Source organism: Streptomyces sp. NBC_00986 (assembly GCF_045162565.1).
GTDB lineage: Bacteria > Actinomycetota > Actinomycetes > Streptomycetales > Streptomycetaceae > Streptomyces.
Map to the genome: position 1 here is coordinate 8,366,193 of NZ_CP108733.1, position 15,941 is coordinate 8,382,133.

The 15,941-nt window shown below is 69.6% G+C and carries 11 protein-coding genes; 4 read left to right on the forward strand and 7 right to left on the reverse strand.

What is annotated here, in order from left to right:
- Positions 1-51: 51 nt before the first annotated feature.
- Together OG504_RS37450 and OG504_RS37455 are read right to left on the reverse strand one after the other, a co-directional pair.
- The gene (locus OG504_RS37450; protein ID WP_405993775.1) at positions 52-906 is read right to left on the reverse strand and encodes a helix-turn-helix domain-containing protein; all 855 of its coding nucleotides are present in this window, start codon (positions 904-906) and stop codon (positions 52-54) included.
- Positions 907-975: 69 nt separating this feature from the next.
- Positions 976-1,875, reverse strand: a complete 900-nt coding sequence (locus OG504_RS37455; RefSeq protein ID WP_405993776.1) for a hypothetical protein — start codon at positions 1,873-1,875, stop codon at positions 976-978.
- A 472-nt stretch (positions 1,876-2,347) separates the two neighbouring features.
- Between OG504_RS37455 and pulA the strand changes: the two genes are divergently transcribed.
- The 3 genes from pulA (at position 2,348) to OG504_RS37470 (ending at position 9,861) form a co-directional block, all read left to right on the forward strand.
- A complete protein-coding gene (gene pulA / locus OG504_RS37460; protein ID WP_405993777.1) occupies positions 2,348-7,753 on the forward strand; it encodes a pullulanase-type alpha-1,6-glucosidase in 5,406 nt (1,801 codons plus the stop codon).
- Between the two features lie 78 nt (positions 7,754-7,831).
- A complete protein-coding gene (locus OG504_RS37465; RefSeq protein WP_405993778.1) occupies positions 7,832-9,451 on the forward strand; it encodes a SpoIIE family protein phosphatase in 1,620 nt (539 codons plus the stop codon).
- Positions 9,452-9,504: 53 nt separating this feature from the next.
- Complete coding sequence (locus tag OG504_RS37470; RefSeq protein WP_405993779.1) at positions 9,505-9,861, forward strand: 5-carboxymethyl-2-hydroxymuconate Delta-isomerase; 357 nt, start codon at positions 9,505-9,507, stop codon at positions 9,859-9,861.
- A 134-nt stretch (positions 9,862-9,995) separates the two neighbouring features.
- On the opposite strand, the gene OG504_RS37475 is transcribed toward OG504_RS37470, so the two are convergent.
- From OG504_RS37475 to OG504_RS37495, 5 genes are all read right to left on the reverse strand, one after another.
- Positions 9,996-10,685 (reverse strand): TetR/AcrR family transcriptional regulator, encoded by a 690-nt coding sequence (locus tag OG504_RS37475; protein ID WP_405993780.1) that lies wholly within the window; start codon positions 10,683-10,685, stop codon positions 9,996-9,998.
- 56 nt (positions 10,686-10,741) lie between these two features.
- A complete protein-coding gene (locus OG504_RS37480) occupies positions 10,742-11,785 on the reverse strand; it encodes a PDR/VanB family oxidoreductase (RefSeq protein ID WP_405993781.1) in 1,044 nt (347 codons plus the stop codon).
- Complete coding sequence (locus tag OG504_RS37485) at positions 11,785-12,651, reverse strand: metal-dependent hydrolase (RefSeq protein WP_405993782.1); 867 nt, start codon at positions 12,649-12,651, stop codon at positions 11,785-11,787. Before OG504_RS37485 ends, OG504_RS37480 begins: the two co-directional genes overlap by 1 nt.
- Positions 12,652-12,831: 180 nt before the next feature.
- Positions 12,832-14,760 carry a hypothetical protein gene (locus tag OG504_RS37490; RefSeq protein WP_405993783.1) on the reverse strand — a complete coding sequence of 643 codons (1,929 nt, stop codon included), beginning with the start codon at positions 14,758-14,760 and terminating at the stop codon, positions 12,832-12,834.
- Positions 14,761-14,809: 49 nt separating this feature from the next.
- Positions 14,810-15,322, reverse strand: a complete 513-nt coding sequence (locus OG504_RS37495; protein ID WP_405993784.1) for a tetratricopeptide repeat protein — start codon at positions 15,320-15,322, stop codon at positions 14,810-14,812.
- A gap of 142 nt (positions 15,323-15,464) precedes the next feature.
- On the opposite strand from OG504_RS37495, the gene OG504_RS37500 reads away from it, so the two are divergent.
- Positions 15,465-15,866, forward strand: a complete 402-nt coding sequence (locus OG504_RS37500; protein ID WP_199811068.1) for a hypothetical protein — start codon at positions 15,465-15,467, stop codon at positions 15,864-15,866.
- Positions 15,867-15,941: the final 75 nt, after the last annotated feature.

A 15,941-nucleotide genomic window follows, 5' to 3' on the forward strand; every position in this document is an offset into this window, starting at 1 on the left:
TCTCCGACAGATCGACGACCGTTCAGGCTGTGGCTGGTCTCGGCGCGCCCTTCAGCTGTCCCGCGGCGGTGACAGAAGACGCTCGATCGCCGCCTTCTCGTAGTAGTCCGTGCCGCCCACCGTGACGTGCTTGCGCGGCGCGTCCCCGCGGCTCAGCAGGGTCCGCACCCGCTCGCGTCGCTGCTCGGCCGTTCCGTCGTGGCCGGACTGTGCCAGGAGGTCCGCGATGGTGTTGCGGGCGATGAGTCCGTGACGGGGCATCAACTGCCCTGCCGCTGCGGCGAGATAGGTACGGGCCACGGTGTGGGCGACGCCCAGCTCGTAGGCGAGCCTCGTCGTGGTCAGGTCCTCCGGGGCGGCCAGCGCCGCCTCCAGCCGGGCGACGACTTCCGGGATACGGCCGTACGCGCGCCGTGCCGCGTAACCCGGACGCTCGGTGTCGTACCAGAGGAACCACTCGGCTACGGCCCCCGCGTCCCGCTTGTGCCCTACGGCTCGCGGGAACGGCCTGACCGGGTGGTTCTCGTAGGACTTCGCCAAGTTGCTGACGGCGCCGGGCGTCACCCCGCGTCGCCTCGCGATGTCGGCCCACCCCCACTGCTCGCCGGGGGCATGGCTCAAGCGGCGGGGTTCCGCTGCCAGCCGCGGGCCGGTTCGCAGGGCAGTCGTGCCGGACTTGGGCTCGAAGAGGTTCCGGCGGACCAGGGTCAACACCGCCTCGCGCTCGATCAGTTGGGCGTTGTGCGGGCCCGTGCGGACGCGGGCGGGATCGAGGGGGCCTTCGGCGAGCCAGTTCCGGACCGTCTTCTCCGCGACCCCGGCCAGCTCCGCCACCTGCCTGCGGGTGAGCCAGGGATCGCCCAGTGCGGCGAGCCGCTGCTCGAACTGTTCTCGCGTCGTCGTCATCCCCTTCATCGTCCCGCTCCGCCTCAACGGCACCCGCGCCGGGTCCCGTTGAGGCCGGCCCGCGTCCCCCTACTCGTCGTACGGCCGCATGACGGTGAGCATGCTGAACAGGACCGAGTGCATACGGCTCACGAGTCCGGCGGGGATCTCCGTGGTCCGGGTGTCGGTGCCGTCCCGCTCGGTGATGGTGATGAGGGCGCCGCCGGAGTTGTCCAACTCCTTTTGGTGGCGCGGTAGTTGGGCCAGTTCCCCGACAAGAAGCGCCAGCGACCTCGCGGTGACCTCCTGCTCGGGGGCCGGTGTGGTCAGCGGGCGGTGGCCGTCATGGCGCAGGCCCGCCTCCGTGACGTAGCGGGCGACGTGCTTCGCCATCAGGTGGATGTCGGGCCCACCGGTCGGCGCCCCGGCATCGCGGTCCTGCGAAGCCGAAGCCGAAGCCGAAGCCGAAGACGACACCGAAACCGGAGCCGGAGTTGAGTGGTAGACCACCGTGGATCTGTTGCCGGGGCCCCTGTGCCGGACGAGCCAGCCGGTCACCTGCGACAGCTGCGGAGGCAGCGACTCGGGGGCCCCGACGATGAGTTGGGTGCCGTCGGCGAGATGGACGCAGATCAGATGACAGCCCCCGCTGGTCGTCACGATCGCCGCGTCGAGACCGTTGCTCCGCAGCGCGTCCAGCACCGGTCCGTACTGCGGCCCGGTCAGCCCGGGGGCGCGTGCGTAGCCGAGGATCGCCCCAACTACGGGCTCAGGGGCGGCAGTCCACTCCAGATACCCGCACTCGTTCGTCCGCGTCCCCAGGAACGTACGGCGCTGCCAGAACAGCCGGGGCTCGCTCCCGCCCCGGCTCGGCCCGAGGATCAACTGGTCCCTGCTGCTGGGCAGGTTGACGACGATCTGCCCGTCGTCGGTCAGAGCGGCGTCCAGCGCCTCCGCTCTCAGCGCCTCCACCAGATGGGATAACTCCATCAAGGGATCCATCAAAGGCTCCATCGAGGCTTTCCTCTCGCATGCCCTTGGTTGCCTAGGTAAATCTATTGACCAAGGGTGGTGAACTGGGCGGCCCGGAGCGGATCGTGTCCTACCCGGAGGTGTGTCGTGGGTGACGGCCGCGCCGAGGGGTGAGGCCCGGGTCCGTGTTCCGCGATGTGCAACAGGTACGGCCTGTAGGACGGGTTGCCGGAGTGATCGGTTCCAGACCGTTCCGGTGGGAAACCGACACGAGCCCCGCACCCTTTCCGCGGGCCACCGCCAAGAGCGCTGCGCCCTTTCCGTGGCCGACCGGCAGGAGCGCTGCGCCCTTTCCGTGGCCGACCGGCAGGAGCGCTGCTGAAAGTTCTTTCTCCCCCTTTCATGACTCTTGCTGCAACCCTTGCGTCGGCGATACGGTCTCGCCGGGGTCGGACCCGAACTGAGCCGTAATCGCAAGGAGTTCACGCCTGTGATACCGAGATGGCCGGCGCCCCGCACGCGCCGCACCGAGCGACGGAGAAGGGCCACGGGCGTCATCGTCGCCGCGCTCCTCGCGGCGTTCGTCCAACCCCTCGCCGCCCACGCCGCGACCCCGCCCGCACCCCCGTCGGACGCCAAGCTGGCCGCCACGCCCGCCCGGCACGACGACACCCGTGAGCAGTTCTACTTCGTGATGCCGGACCGGTTCGCGAACGGCGACACCTCCAACGACCTTGGCGGGCTTACCGGTTCACGCCTCAGCACCGGTTACGACCCCACCGACAAGGGCTTCTACCAGGGCGGCGACCTCAAGGGCCTGGCAAAGAAGCTCGACTACATCAAGGGCCTCGGCACCACCGCGATCTGGATGGCCCCGATCTTCAAGAACCAGCCCGTGCAGGGCGCGGGGAGCGACGCCTCCGCCGGCTACCACGGTTACTGGATAACGGACTTCACCAAGGTCGACCCGCACTTCGGCACCAACAAGGACCTGGCGACCCTCATCTCCAAGGCCCACGCCAAGGGCATGAAGGTCTTCTTCGACGTCATCACCAACCACACCGCCGACGTCGTCGACTACGAGGGCAAGTCCTACGGCTACCTCTCCAAGGGCGCCTTCCCGTACCTGACCAAGGACGGGCAGCCCTTCGACGACGCCGACTACGCGGACGGCAAGAAGACCTTCCCCGCCGTCACCACCGCGTCCTTCCCGAAGACCCCGACCGTCCCCGCCGACAAGGCGAACGTGAAGGTCCCGTCCTGGCTCAACGACCCGACGATGTACCACAATCGGGGCGACTCGACCTACGTCGGCGAGAACGCCACCTACGGCGACTTCTCTGGCCTCGACGACCTGTGGACCGAACGTCCCGAGGTCGTCAGCGGCATGGAGAAGATCTACGAGAAGTGGGTGCGCGACTTCGACGTCGACGGCTTCCGCATCGACACCGTGAAACACGTCGACATGGACTTCTGGACCCAGTGGGCCACCGCACTCGACAACTACGCGGCCCAGCACGGCCGGAAGAACTTCTTCATGTTCGGCGAGGTCTACTCCGCCGACACGTCGGTCACTTCGCCGTACGTCACCCAGGGCCGCCTCGACGCCACGCTCGACTTCCCCTTCCAGGACGCGGCCCGCGCCTACGCCTCGCAGGGCGGCAGCGCGCAGAAGCTCGCGAGTGTCTTCGGCGACGACTACAAGTACACGACCGACAAGGCGAACGCGTACGAGCAGGTCACCTTCCTCGGCAACCACGACATGGGCCGCATCGGCTACTTCCTCGACCAGGACAACCCGAAGGCCACCGACGCCCAACTCCTCGCCAAGGACAGGCTCGCCAACGAGCTGATGTTCCTCAGCCGCGGCAACCCCGTCGTCTACTACGGCGACGAACAGGGCTTCACCGGCTCCGGCGGCGACAAGGACGCCCGCCAGACGATGTTCGCGTCGAAGGTCGCCGACTATCTCGACGACGACGAGATCGGCACCGATCGGACTGCTGCCAGCGACGCGTACGACTCAACTGCCCCGCTGTACAAGGAGATTGCCGCTCTCTCGAAGCTGCGCAAGGACAACCCCGCCCTCACCGACGGCGTCCAGACCGAGCGCTACGCGGCCGACGGCGCCGGTGTCTACGCCTTCACGCGCACCGCCAAGAACGCCGAGTACGTCGTCGCCCTCAACAATGCCGACACCGCAAAGACGGTGACCTTCGCGACCGGTTCGCCGGACATGAAGTACCGGGGGATCTACGGCACTTCGGCCACCGCGACGAGCGGTGCCGACAACAAGGTGACCGTCACCGTCCCGGCCGGTACCGCGATCGTCCTCAAGGCGGCCGGCGCTCTCGCCAAGCCCGTGACCAAGCCCACGATCACCCTCAAGGCTCCGGACACGGGCGCCACCGGCACCGTCGAGTTGAGCGCCGACGTCACCGGCGGCCGGCTCAACCGGGTCGTCTTCGCCGCCCAGACCGGCAACGGCAAGTGGCAGACCCTGGGCTCCGCCGACCACGCCCCGTACAAGGTCACGCAGGTCATCGGGAGGGACGTACCGGCCGGAACAGCCCTGCGCTACAAGGCAGTTGTCGTCGACTCGACCGGACGTACGGCGAGCGCGACAGCCGTCTCCACCACCGGCACCCCGCCCGCCGAAGAGGTCCCCACCGCCTCCTCACGTGACTACGCGATCGTCCACTACAAGCGCACCGACGGCGACTACGACAACTGGGGCCTCTACGCCTGGGGCGACCTGGCGGACGGCGAGGCGACCACCTGGCCCGCTAGCCATCCCTTCGTCGGCCGCGATGCCTACGGCGCCTTCGCCTACGTCAAGTTGAAGCCCGGCGCTACGAACGTCAGCTTCCTGGTGATCGACAAGGACGGCAACAAGGACGTCTCCGCGGACCGTTCGATCGACGTCACGCAGACCGGCGAGGTGTGGATCGAGCAGGGCAAGGAGGCCGTACAGACACAGCGGCCCGACTACCCGGCGCAGGACACCACCAAGGCCGTCATCCACTACCACCGGGCGGACGGCGACTACTCCGGCTGGGGGCTGCACGTCTGGACAGGTGCCGCGAGCCCGACGGACTGGTCGAGCCCGCTCCAACCGGTGAAGACTGACGCCTATGGCGCTGTCTTCGAGGTACCGCTCAACTCCGGTGCCACCAGCCTCAGTTACATCATCCACAAGGGCGACGAGAAGGACCTCTCCGCCGACCAGTCGCTGGATCTCAAGACCAACGGCAATGAGGTCTGGCTCTTGAACGGCCAGGAGAAGTACCTCCTGCCGCAGCCCGCCGGCAGCGCGGCCGCCCTCGACCTGACCACCTCCAAGGCGGTCTGGATCGACCGGAACACGCTCGCCTGGAACGGCTCCGACGCGGCCGCCTCCACTCAACTCCTGTACTCCCACGACGGTTCGATCGCCGTGAAGGACGGCACGCTGACGAGCGACGACGAGCGGTGGCTCCGGCTGTCCAAGACCACGCTCACCGACGCCCAGAAGGCCAAGTTCCCCTACCTGAAGGACTATTCGGCCTGGACCGTCGACCCGCGTGATCGGGGGCGGGTGAAGGAGGCCCTGGACGGGCAGCTCGTCGCCTCCCAACGGGCCGTGAACGGCGCCGTGTTGGCCGCCACCGGCGTGCAGATCGCCGGAGTGCTCGACGACGTGTACGGCACCGCGACCAAGGCCGACCTCGGCCCCACCTTCCACAACGGCCGCCCCACGCTTGCCGTTTGGGCGCCGACCGCGCAGAGCGTGTCCCTCGATCTCGACGGGTCACTGAAGAAGATGAGCCGGAACGCCACCACCGGCGTCTGGTCCGTCACCGGTCCCGCCTCCTGGAAGAACAAGCCGTACCGGTACGTCGTGAAGGTGTGGGCGCCGACCGTCCAGAAGCTCGTCACCAACGAGGTCACCGACCCCTACTCGGTCGCCCTCACCACCGACTCGAAGCAGAGCCTCGTCGTCGACCTCGCCGACAAGTCCCTTGCCCCGAACGGCTGGTCGACCCTGAAGAAGCCGAAGGCGGTGGCGCTGAAGGACGCCGAGATCCAGGAACTGCACATCCGGGACTACTCAGTTGACGACAAGACCGTCCCGGCCGCCGAGCGAGGCACGTATCTCGCCTTCACGGACAAGAACAGCGACGGCTCGAAGCACCTGCGCGAACTGGCCAAGTCCGGGACCTCGTACGTGCATCTGCTGCCCGCCTTCGACATCGCGACCATCCCGGAGAAGAAGTCCGAGCAGTCGACCACCGACTGCGATCTCGCCTCCTACGCCGCCGATTCGGAGCAGCAGCAGGAGTGCGTGGCGGCCGTCGCCGCGAAGGACGCCTACAACTGGGGTTACGACCCGTACCACTTCACGGTTCCGGAGGGTTCGTACGCGACCGACCCGGACGGCACCGGTCGTACCGTCGAGTTCCGGAAGATGGTCAAGTCGCTGAACGAGGACGGACTGAGGGTCGTCATGGACGTGGTCTACAACCACACGGCGGCCAGTGGGCAGGCGGACTATTCGGTGCTCGACAAGATCGTGCCCGGCTACTACCAGCGGCTCCTCGCCGACGGCAGCGTGGCGAACTCCACCTGCTGTGCGAACACGGCGACCGAGAACGCCATGATGGGCAAGCTCGTCGTCGACTCCGTGGTCACCTGGGCCAAGGAGTACAAGGTCGACGGCTTCCGCTTCGACCTCATGGGACACCAGCCGAAGGCCAACATCCTCGCCGTACGCAAGGCGTTGGACGCGCTGACCCTCGCGAAGGACGGCGTCGACGGCAAGAAGATCATCATGTACGGCGAGGGGTGGAACTTCGGCGAGGTCGCCGACGACGCCCGTTTCGTGCAGGCCACGCAGAAGAACATGGCCGGCACCGGCATCGCGACCTTCTCCGACCGGGCCCGTGACGCCGTACGCGGCGGCAGCCCCTTCGACGAGGACCCGGGGGTGCAGGGCTTCGCCTCCGGGCTCTACACCGACCCCAACTCCTCTACGGAGAACGGCACTTCGGCCGAGCAGAAGGCCCGCCTCCTGCACTACCAGGACCTCATCAAGGTCGGCCTGAGCGGCAACCTCGCCAAGTACCGGTTCACGGACACCGACGGGAAGGCCGTCACCGGCGCCGAGATCGACTACAACGGCGCTCCCGCCGGCTACGCGGACGCGCCCGGCGACGCCCTTGCCTACGTCGACGCGCACGACAACGAGTCGCTGTTCGACGCGCTGACCTACAAGCTGCCGGCCACGACGAGTGCCGACGACCGGGCGCGGATGCAGGTCCTCGCGATGGCCACCGCCACCCTGTCGCAGGGGCCGTCCCTCTCCCAGGCCGGTACCGACCTGCTGCGTTCCAAGTCCCTGGACCGCAACTCGTTCGACAGCGGTGACTGGTTCAACGCGATCCACTGGAACTGCGCGGACGGCAACGGTTTCGGGCGGGGCCTGCCGATGGCCGCCGACAACGAGTCCAAGTGGCCGTACGCGAAAGGTCTGTTGACGTCGGTCAAGGTCGGCTGCGGGCAGATCGACGGGGCATCGGCCGCGTACCGGGATCTGCTGAAGATCCGTACGACCGAGTCCGTCTTCTCGCTCGGCACGGCCGGACAGGTGCAGTCGGAGATGTCCTTCCCGCTGTCGGGGAAGGACGAGACGCCCGGGGTGATCACCATGGAACTCGGTGATCTGGTGGTCGTGTTCAACGCGACGCCGAGCGCGCGGGAGCAGAAAGTGGAAGCGCTGGCCGGTACCGGTTACCGGCTGCACCCGGTGCAGGCGGCGGGCGCGGACGCCACCGTGAAGTCGGCCTCGTACACGAAGGTTTCGGGCACCTTCGTCGTTCCGGGACGCACTGTGGCGGTATTCACCCGGACACCCTGAAAGCGCATTACCGTAGTGGGGCAGGCTGTGGACACCGGCCTGCCCCACCGGTGTGTCAAAGGGCCAGGTCTGAGAAAAATGGACGTCAACGGCAAGCTGACGCATGCGACCGTGCTGGTCGTGGACGACGAGCCCGCGAACCGGTTCGCGATCGAAAGTGTGCTGAGCCGCGCGGGGCACCGGGTCCTCGCGGTCGGCAGCGGCGCCGAGGCGCTCGACGAACTCGATGTGCGGCTGCGCAAGGGGAACCTGCCCGACGTGGCCCTGATCGACGTGCACCTGCCGGACATGAGCGGGTTCGACCTGTGCCGGCTGCTCAAGGAGCGGCCGCGCATGGCGGGCCTGCCGGTCGTGCACGTCTCGGCGCTCGCCGCGCCCCCGAGCGACCGCTGCCAGGCGCTCGACGCGGGCGACGAGGCCTTTCTCACGGTGCCCGCGGAGCCCGAGGAGATCGAGGCGGCGGTCCGGTCCGCGGTCCGCGCCGCCCGGCTGCGCGCCGACGACCAGGCGCTCGTACGGCGGCTGACGCTGCTGTCGGAGATGATCGTCACCATCCAGGCGGCGCGCTCCCTCCAGGAGCTCGTCGACGTCGCCGCCGACGGCACCGCACGGCTCACCGGCACCCCCGCCGCCGTGTTCGTCCTCGACCGGGACGACCAGCTGTACCGCGGCCTGCCCCGGGACCGCACCGCGGTGGCGCTGCCGGGCGAGGACGCCGACCGGACCGTGGCCCGGCTGCTGCGGCGGCTCTCCCAGGGGCAGTCCGGGGTGCAGATCACCACGGTGCCCGCGCCGCTGTGGCCCACCGGGTTCTTCCGGCCCGGCGTGGAGCACGACGCCCGCCTCGCGCTGGTCCTTACTCATGAGGGCCGGGCCCCGGTCTGTCTCGCCGCCCCCACCCGCGGGCTGCGCCGGGTGGGCCCCGAGGCCGGGGCGCTGCTCGCGCAACTCGCCCAGGCCACCGCGCTCGCCGCCGAACCGCTCCTCATGTACCAGGTCGAGCGGCATGTCGCCCTCACCCTCCAGCGCAGCTTCCTGCCCACGCCGGACCGGCTGCCCGAACTCCCGGGCGTCGACACGGTCGTACGGTACGTGCCCGCGTCCCAGGACACCGAGATCGGCGGCGACTTCTACGCCGTGCTGAAGGTCGCCAGGGGAGTGCTGTTCGCCGTCGGCGACGTGGTCGGGCACTCGCTGGAGGCGGCCACCGTCATGGTGGAGATACGGCACGCCCTGCGCGCCTACTGCGTCGACGAGAGCGACCCGAGCGTCCTCGCCGAGCGGCTGGACCGGATGCTCCAGCACTACCACCCGGAGACCACGGTCACCGTCTGCCTGGCTCTCGTCGACCCGGACACCGGGCGCACCCTCATCGCCAACGCGGGCCACATCCCGCCGCTGATCATCCGGGACAACGGCAGCGCGGACTACGCCAAGGCGGCCGGCCCGCTGCTCGGCGTGGGCCTGCCCCATCCGCCGCCCACGGAACTCTTCCTCGAACCCACCGACCGGCTCCTCATGATCACCGACGGCCTCATCGAGACCCGGGGCACGGACATCTCCGTGTCGATGGAACACCTCCGCGCGGCCGCCTCCGGCGCGCTGCCCGGCCTGGACGCCCTGTGCGACACCCTGCTGGACTGCTTCGGTGTCGACCGGGACGACGACATCGCGATGCTGGCGCTACGGCTGGGGTGAGCCCGTGGGGAGCTAGGGTGAGCCCGTTGTTGGCTGAGAAACAGGAGCGCCTGATGCCGCAGATCACCGTCGACCACTCCCACACGATCTCCTTCGACCAGGACGGTTTCGCCCGTGCGCTGCACGAGGCGGTCGTCGAGATCGCGGCCGCGAAGCCGGAGGCGTGCAAGACGCAGTTCCGCCCGAGCGAGTACACGGCCTTCGGGTACGAGGGCCTCGACGAGCTGGGACACACCGTCGTCCACGTCACCCTCGGCCTGCTCGCCGGACGCAGCGAGGAGACCAAGTCCAAGCTGACGGAGAAGGTCCTGGACCTCCTCCGCGAGTACATCGACGAGGACGGCTCCGTCCTGCACGCCTCCGCCGACGTGCGCGAACTGGACGCGTCCTACCGGAAGTTCGAGCGCTAGGACCTGTCCGGCGGATCAGGTCGCAGGAGAGCAACGGCACCTGATCAGCACCGGTGAGCGGGGCCTGGTGCGTGCCAGGCCCCGCGTCTGCGACAGGATCCGCCGGACAGGCCCTAGCGCCTGCTCCACGGCCGCTAGGACGCCAGCGCGACCAGCCGGACGACGAGGTCGGTGAACGGCCCGTCGCCCGGCTCGTTCCGGAGGGACTCCCGCAGCAGCGCGGCCAGTTCGTCGTCGTACGCCGCGCTCACCGCCGCCAACGCCCCGAAGTCGTGTACGAGTTGGCGTTCCAGATCGGCGCGCGGGATGCGTCGGCCGTCCAGCCAGATCAGGGCCGTCGACTCGACCAGCGAGATCCAGGAGCGAATCATCAACTCCAGCCGGGCGGGCGGCTGTTCGACCTTCATGTGGGACAGGATCTGGAGATACGCGGCCTGCCGCACCCCGTCCACGAGTGCGTTGGTGGTGGATGAGCCCACCGCCGGACCGCCGCGCATCAGCGCCGCGAAACCGGGCCCGTGGTCGTCGACGAAGTCGAAGAACCGACCCATCACCCGCAGCAGCCGTCCCCCCAGCGAGCCCTCCTGGGCGACCACGAACCGCCCGGCCAGATCGTCCGAGGCACGCTGCAACGCGGCCTCGTACAGGCTGAGTTTGCCGGGAAAGTAGTGGTAGACCAGAGGTCGGGAAATGCCCGCGGCCGCGGCTATCTCGTCGATGGAGACCTCGTCGGGCGAGCGATGGCTGAACAGATCGAGAGCGACGCCGATCAACTGCTGTCGTCGTTCCTCGACTCCCATCCTGCGGCGAACCCCGGTACTCATGCGAACACCTTACCGATCGGAACCGGCCCCCAACGGCCCGGCCCGCCCAAGGTCGTTCACATGTCCAACACGATTCGCTCACCACGGGCCCTGGACACACAGATCAGCATCGAGTCATCACGCTCCGCGTCCGTCAGCAGCTCGTCCCGGTGCTCCACCTCCCCTTCCACGACCCGCTGTTGGCAGGTTCCGCAGAACCCCTGTTCGCAGGAGTAGAGCGTGTCGGGCAGCTCCGCCCGCACGGCGGCCAGCACCGTGGAGTCGGCGGGCACGGTCAACGTCCGCCCGCTGCGCCGGAGTTCGACCTCGAAGGCCGCATCGCCGCGGTTGTCGCCGCCCAACGGGGCCCGGGGCGCGAACCGTTCGAGCCGCACGTCCGGGAACCGCTCCTCCACGGACGCCATCAGCCCCTCGGGCCCGCAGCAGTAGACGGCGGCCCCCTCGGGCAACTCCGCGAGCAGCGACCCGAGTTCAGGCCGCCGCCCGCTCACCACGGTGACCCGTTCCGCACCGAACTCCGTCAACTCCCCAAGAAACGGCATCGAGTTCGGCGTACGGCCCACGTACAGCAGCCGCCAGTCGGCGTCCTCCGGCAGGGCCCGCAGCATCGGCAGCACCGGGGTGATCCCGATCCCGCCGACGACGAAGACGTACGCGGGCGCGTCGACGAGCGGGAAGCGATTGCGAGGCCCCCGCACCTCCAACTCCGTGCCCACGCCCACCTGTTCGTGCACCTCGCGCGACCCGCCCCGCCCGTCCTCGACCAGCCGCGTCGCGACCGTGTACGACGAGGTGTCCGCCGGGTTCCCGCACAGCGAGTACTGCCGCACCAGCCCCGACGGCAGCACCAGATCGATGTGCGCCCCGGGCTCCCACCGCGGCAAGTCCCTTCCTTGCAGGCGCAGTTGTACGACACCCTCGGCGACCGTCTCCCGCGCGGCGACCGTCAGCTTCAGTGCCCGTGAGCGCGGCCGGCCGGAGATCGGCGGGTCCAGGGCGGGCAGCGGCCACAACGGCGAGGCCCGCACCCGGCGCCGTAGCGCGCGGCGGGTCAGGAGCGCGGCGCCCGCCAGGACGGCGACGGTGAGCGGCTTCGGCACTACTCCGCCCTCTTTTCGGCGGCCACCGCGGCGGGCGAGGACGCGAGGTAGGCGACGGCCTGCTCGGTGCTGCCCTCCTGCGAGGGGTGGTAGGCGCGGCTCAGATAGCGGGGTATGGACCTGAGCATGTCCCCGGTGGCGGGCAGGGTGCCGCGCTTTCCGGCGACGTAGAAGTCCTTGAAGCTCACCTGGGCGTCGACGAGGGTCGGGTCGTTCGCCATGAAGAAGCGGGATCCGCGCTGCCACAGGAACATCAGGGCGGCGAACGCGGTCGCCCAGGTGCGGGCGCGGCGCCGGTAGCTGCCGTCGACGTGCGTGAAGAGGTCGAAGGCGACGGAGCGGTGCTCGACCTCCTCGGCGCCGTGCCAGCGCAGCAGGTCCAGCATGGTCGGATCGGCGCCACGCCGGTCCAACTCCTCGGCGTTCAACACCCAGTTGCCGAGGAACGCGGTGTAGTGCTCGATCGCCGCGATGATCGCGACCCGCTCCAGCAGCCACCACCTCCGGGCCTTGCCCGGGGGCAGCGTGCGGTCGCCGAGCAGCTTCTCGAAGAACCAGTCGACCTGCGCGGTGTACGGCGTGGGGTCGAGCCCCAACTCCTTGAGGTGCGGGAGGACTTCGTCGTGCGCCTGGGAGTGCATCGCCTCCTGGCCGATGAACCCGATCACGTCCGCGCGGAGCTGCTCGTCCCGGATAAGAGGCAGCACCTGCTTGTAGACGTGCACGAACCACCGCTCACCGGCGGGCAGCAGCAGGTGCAGCACGTTGATCGTGTGCGTGGTGAACGGATCGCCGGGCACCCAGTGCAGCGGGGTGCCCTCCCAGGAGAAGGACACCTTTCGGGCCTTGAGCGGCGTGTTAGGCATGGCGTCAATGTACTGACGAGTAAGTCTCTGGGGAAGCCTTGTGCGGGGACTTGTTGACGCGAATGTCAGCTAGGGCAGGGTTCTTTGGGTGCGGGTCCGTCGTGGCTGGTCGCGCAGTTCCCCGCGCCCCTTTGGGGCGCGAGACCTCGCCCGGCGCTCAACAGGTCTTTCCGCGGACCGTTAGCGCAGGCCTGTGATCGTCCTGCCGTCATCCAGGGAGCCTTTCAGCTCGGCTTGAACGCCCTGCTTGGTCTTCACGGCGAGCAGGGCGCCCCGGGCCGAGCCGTTCACCCCGCCTGTCGCCGTGACCGCCTCCGTGCCCTTGCTGCCCGCGGCCAGCAGGAACCAATGGCCCGCCGCCGACTTCCACAGCACCCCGGCCAGCACGTGCGGGTCACGCGCCCCGCACGCCGGCACGCCCTGCGCCTTCGCGGCGACCGCGCCGTAGATCCCGCCCGGTGTGCGGAACTGGGCCAGCACCCGCTCGCCGCCGCCCTGCCAGGTCTCCGCCCGCGTGCACACCCAGTCCGCCGCGCCGCTCGCGTCGGGCAGCGGCTGCTGGGCGAACTGCCAGGCGTTCACGGTCCGTACGCCGAGTGAGCGCATCGCGCCGAGGGAGCAGGCGAAGGGCGCCCAGGCGTGCTGGGCCGCCGCGCCGGAGACCTCGTGGACCGAGCCGGGGCGTCCGGCGGTGAGGTGCGCCGGGACCAGTTCGCCGAGGTCGCTCATCAGGCGGGTGGTGCCGGTGTCGTCGGTCAGCTGGAGCACGTTCCACGACGTGCACGCACCGGTCGCCTGCGCGGGGCTGGCCAGCGGCGAGGTGATCCCGTCGGTGAGGGTCATGGGCAGCGCGCCGGCGTTCGGCTTCTGGAGGTCGCGCTCGGCCGCCTTCTTCACCCAAGGGGCCGTCAGATAACGGACGTTGCCGTCGGCGCGGTCCAGGACCACCGCGTTCGCCTCGGACCCGGTCGCGCCGTCGACGCGCGCGAAGTCCAGCGCCGCTCCCTTGGTGCCGTCCTTCGGTTCGGCGTAACGGGCGATGCGCAGACCGTCGTAGAGGATCACCACGCGCGCGTTGTCGACCGTGCCGGCGTAGAGGAGTTGGGGCGGTCCGGCGGGGCCGCCGGAGGGGGTGCCGGGGGTGGCCGAGACCTGGACGGACTCGCCGGGGCGGGCCCAGACGGCGAGGGCGCGGCGCAGCAGGTCGGTGTTCTCGGTGAGGTCGCCGCGGGCGGGCCAGACGGAGAAGTCCTCGCGTGCGGAGGACTGCCACGCCGTGGGCGCGATCCTGATCAACTTGCCCGGGTTCAGGGCGGCTTGGGACGCCGGGTTCTGCGCGTACGCGGGTGCGGCGGCGCCGTCCGGGCCCCAGCCGCCGCCGGGCATCGCGAGCAGCGCGCCGCACACCGCGACGGCCGCCGCGGCGGCGAGCGCGGCCTTGCCGTGCTGACGGCGGCGCATCAGGTCGGTGGGCCGCGCGTGCAGGGAACAGGGGTCGAACTCGGGGGAGTCGAGGAGTTCGTACTGCGCGGGCGTCTCGTCCGCCTCGCGCAGCGCCTCGTCGACCTCTTCTCCTTCTACGCCGGCTGCCGCGAGCACTCTGCGGACGTCGCCGTCGGGCAGCTTCTCCAGGCCGCGCAGCACGTACACCGCGCGGGCCGGGCCGGACAGGGCCGACAGCCGCTGGTCCAGGGCGAGTTCGTCGGCGCCGCCCGAACGCGGGAAGAGCCGCAGACCCCGCACCTGGGGGAGCAGCGGCGGGAGTTGGGAACGCTTGGGCCAGGCGCGGAACGACAGCGGGAGGCCCGCCTCCAGTGCCGTACGGACGACGTTGAGGCGGACGAAGGCGTAGCCGGGGTCGACGTCGCGGCCGGTCGACTGGGCCGGGATCACGGACGCGGACGCGCGGCCTCTGGGCAGGGCGCGTTGGACGAGGGCGTGCGCCGTCAGGACGCGCCGGTTGCGGCCGAGGCTCGGGGGAAGCACCAGATAGGCGAGCCGGACGAGCCGTGGATAGTGCTCGACGAGCGCGGCCTCGGCCTGTTCGACATCGACGACCGGGTCGGTGGGTGAAGCTGCGGGGCGCTTGGCGACATCCTGTGACTGCACGTTCAGCAAAACGAGCGAATGGTGAGTTGGTCACCGCCGCCCGGGCGACTCAGGCCTCGGGCCCGACCAGGGCCCGCGCGTAGTTCGCCATCGACCGCTGGTAGCGCGGCAGATGGGGCGCGAGGGCGCCCAGCACGAGGGACAGGCCCTCGCGGTCGCGGCCCAGGCTGGACAGACACAGGGCGAGGCACGCGCGGACCGCGTCGTCCAACTCGTCCGAGGGAGCGTCGAGTTCGGGGGTGAGCAGCTTGACGCCCTCCTCCGCCTGCCCGATGTTCCGCAGGGAGCTGGAGAGTTGGATCTTCGCCCGGCGTCCCTTGTAGCCGCTGTTCTCGCTCAGCCCGCGCGCGAGCGCCTCCCGGTACAGCGGGGCGGCCTTGTCGGAGTGCCCGGTGGAGTCCCAGACGCAGGCCTGCTCGAACGGCCGTAGCGGACTGCCGTCCGGCAGTTCGGCGACGAGCGCGTCGATCAGGGCACGGAACTCCGCCGCGCGCTCCTCCGGATAGTCCTCGAAAGCCGCCCAGGCGGCGGTCACACGGCTTTCCCAGCCCTCTTGATCCATGGGCGTCACCCTCGCACACGCGGCCGGCCGATGACCATGGATTTGAGCGCTGGGCGCTTCGGGGCCGTATCGGATGAGACGGCCCCTCGCCGGGGTGCGTCGCGGCATGCTTTTGTTGACCGGACGACCGGAGGAACGACAGATGAGGTTGACCCGACCGATGCTCGCGATGGCCGGCGCCGCGGCGGCGCTGGCGCTGGTGGGGTGCGGTGCCGACACCAAGGCCGCGACCGTGCCGACGGAGGCCACCGGCAGCCTGGAGAGCCTGGCCGCCAAGGTGAAGTGCACGCCCGACATCCAGACCGACGCCGACGAACTCCGCCAGGCCATCTGCAAGATGAGCTACGGCAAGTTCGTCCTCGCGACCTTCGCCACCGACCGCGGCCAGCGCGAGTGGATCAACGACGCGAAGGACTACGGCGGTTTCTATCTCGTCGGCCGCAAGTGGGTCGCCGTGGGCACCGACGCGATCGTCAAGAAGCTGCAGACCACGCTCGGCGGCAACGAGGAGATCGGCGTCGACCACTCGAAGCACACCAGCTGAACTCCCGTACGGACAAACGAAAGACGGACACACGAAAGCGGGCGGTGGGAGAAACCCACCGCCCGCTTTCGTGCT

What these genes read in the sequence shown, in the direction of transcription:
- OG504_RS37495 (WP_405993784.1), bottom strand. Translation starts at nt 15,322, where the DNA reads ATGGATCAAGAGGGCTGGGAAAGCCGTGTGACCGCCGCCTGGGCGGCT.
- OG504_RS37465 (WP_405993778.1), top strand. Translation starts at nt 7,832, where the DNA reads ATGGACGTCAACGGCAAGCTGACGCATGCGACCGTGCTGGTCGTGGAC.
- OG504_RS37450 (WP_405993775.1), bottom strand. Translation starts at nt 906, where the DNA reads ATGACGACGACGCGAGAACAGTTCGAGCAGCGGCTCGCCGCACTGGGC.
- OG504_RS37455 (WP_405993776.1), bottom strand. Translation starts at nt 1,875, where the DNA reads ATGGAGTTATCCCATCTGGTGGAGGCGCTGAGAGCGGAGGCGCTGGAC.
- OG504_RS37485 (WP_405993782.1), bottom strand. Translation starts at nt 12,651, where the DNA reads ATGCCTAACACGCCGCTCAAGGCCCGAAAGGTGTCCTTCTCCTGGGAG.
- OG504_RS37500 (WP_199811068.1), top strand. Translation starts at nt 15,465, where the DNA reads ATGAGGTTGACCCGACCGATGCTCGCGATGGCCGGCGCCGCGGCGGCG.
- OG504_RS37475 (WP_405993780.1), bottom strand. Translation starts at nt 10,685, where the DNA reads ATGAGTACCGGGGTTCGCCGCAGGATGGGAGTCGAGGAACGACGACAG.
- OG504_RS37470 (WP_405993779.1), top strand. Translation starts at nt 9,505, where the DNA reads ATGCCGCAGATCACCGTCGACCACTCCCACACGATCTCCTTCGACCAG.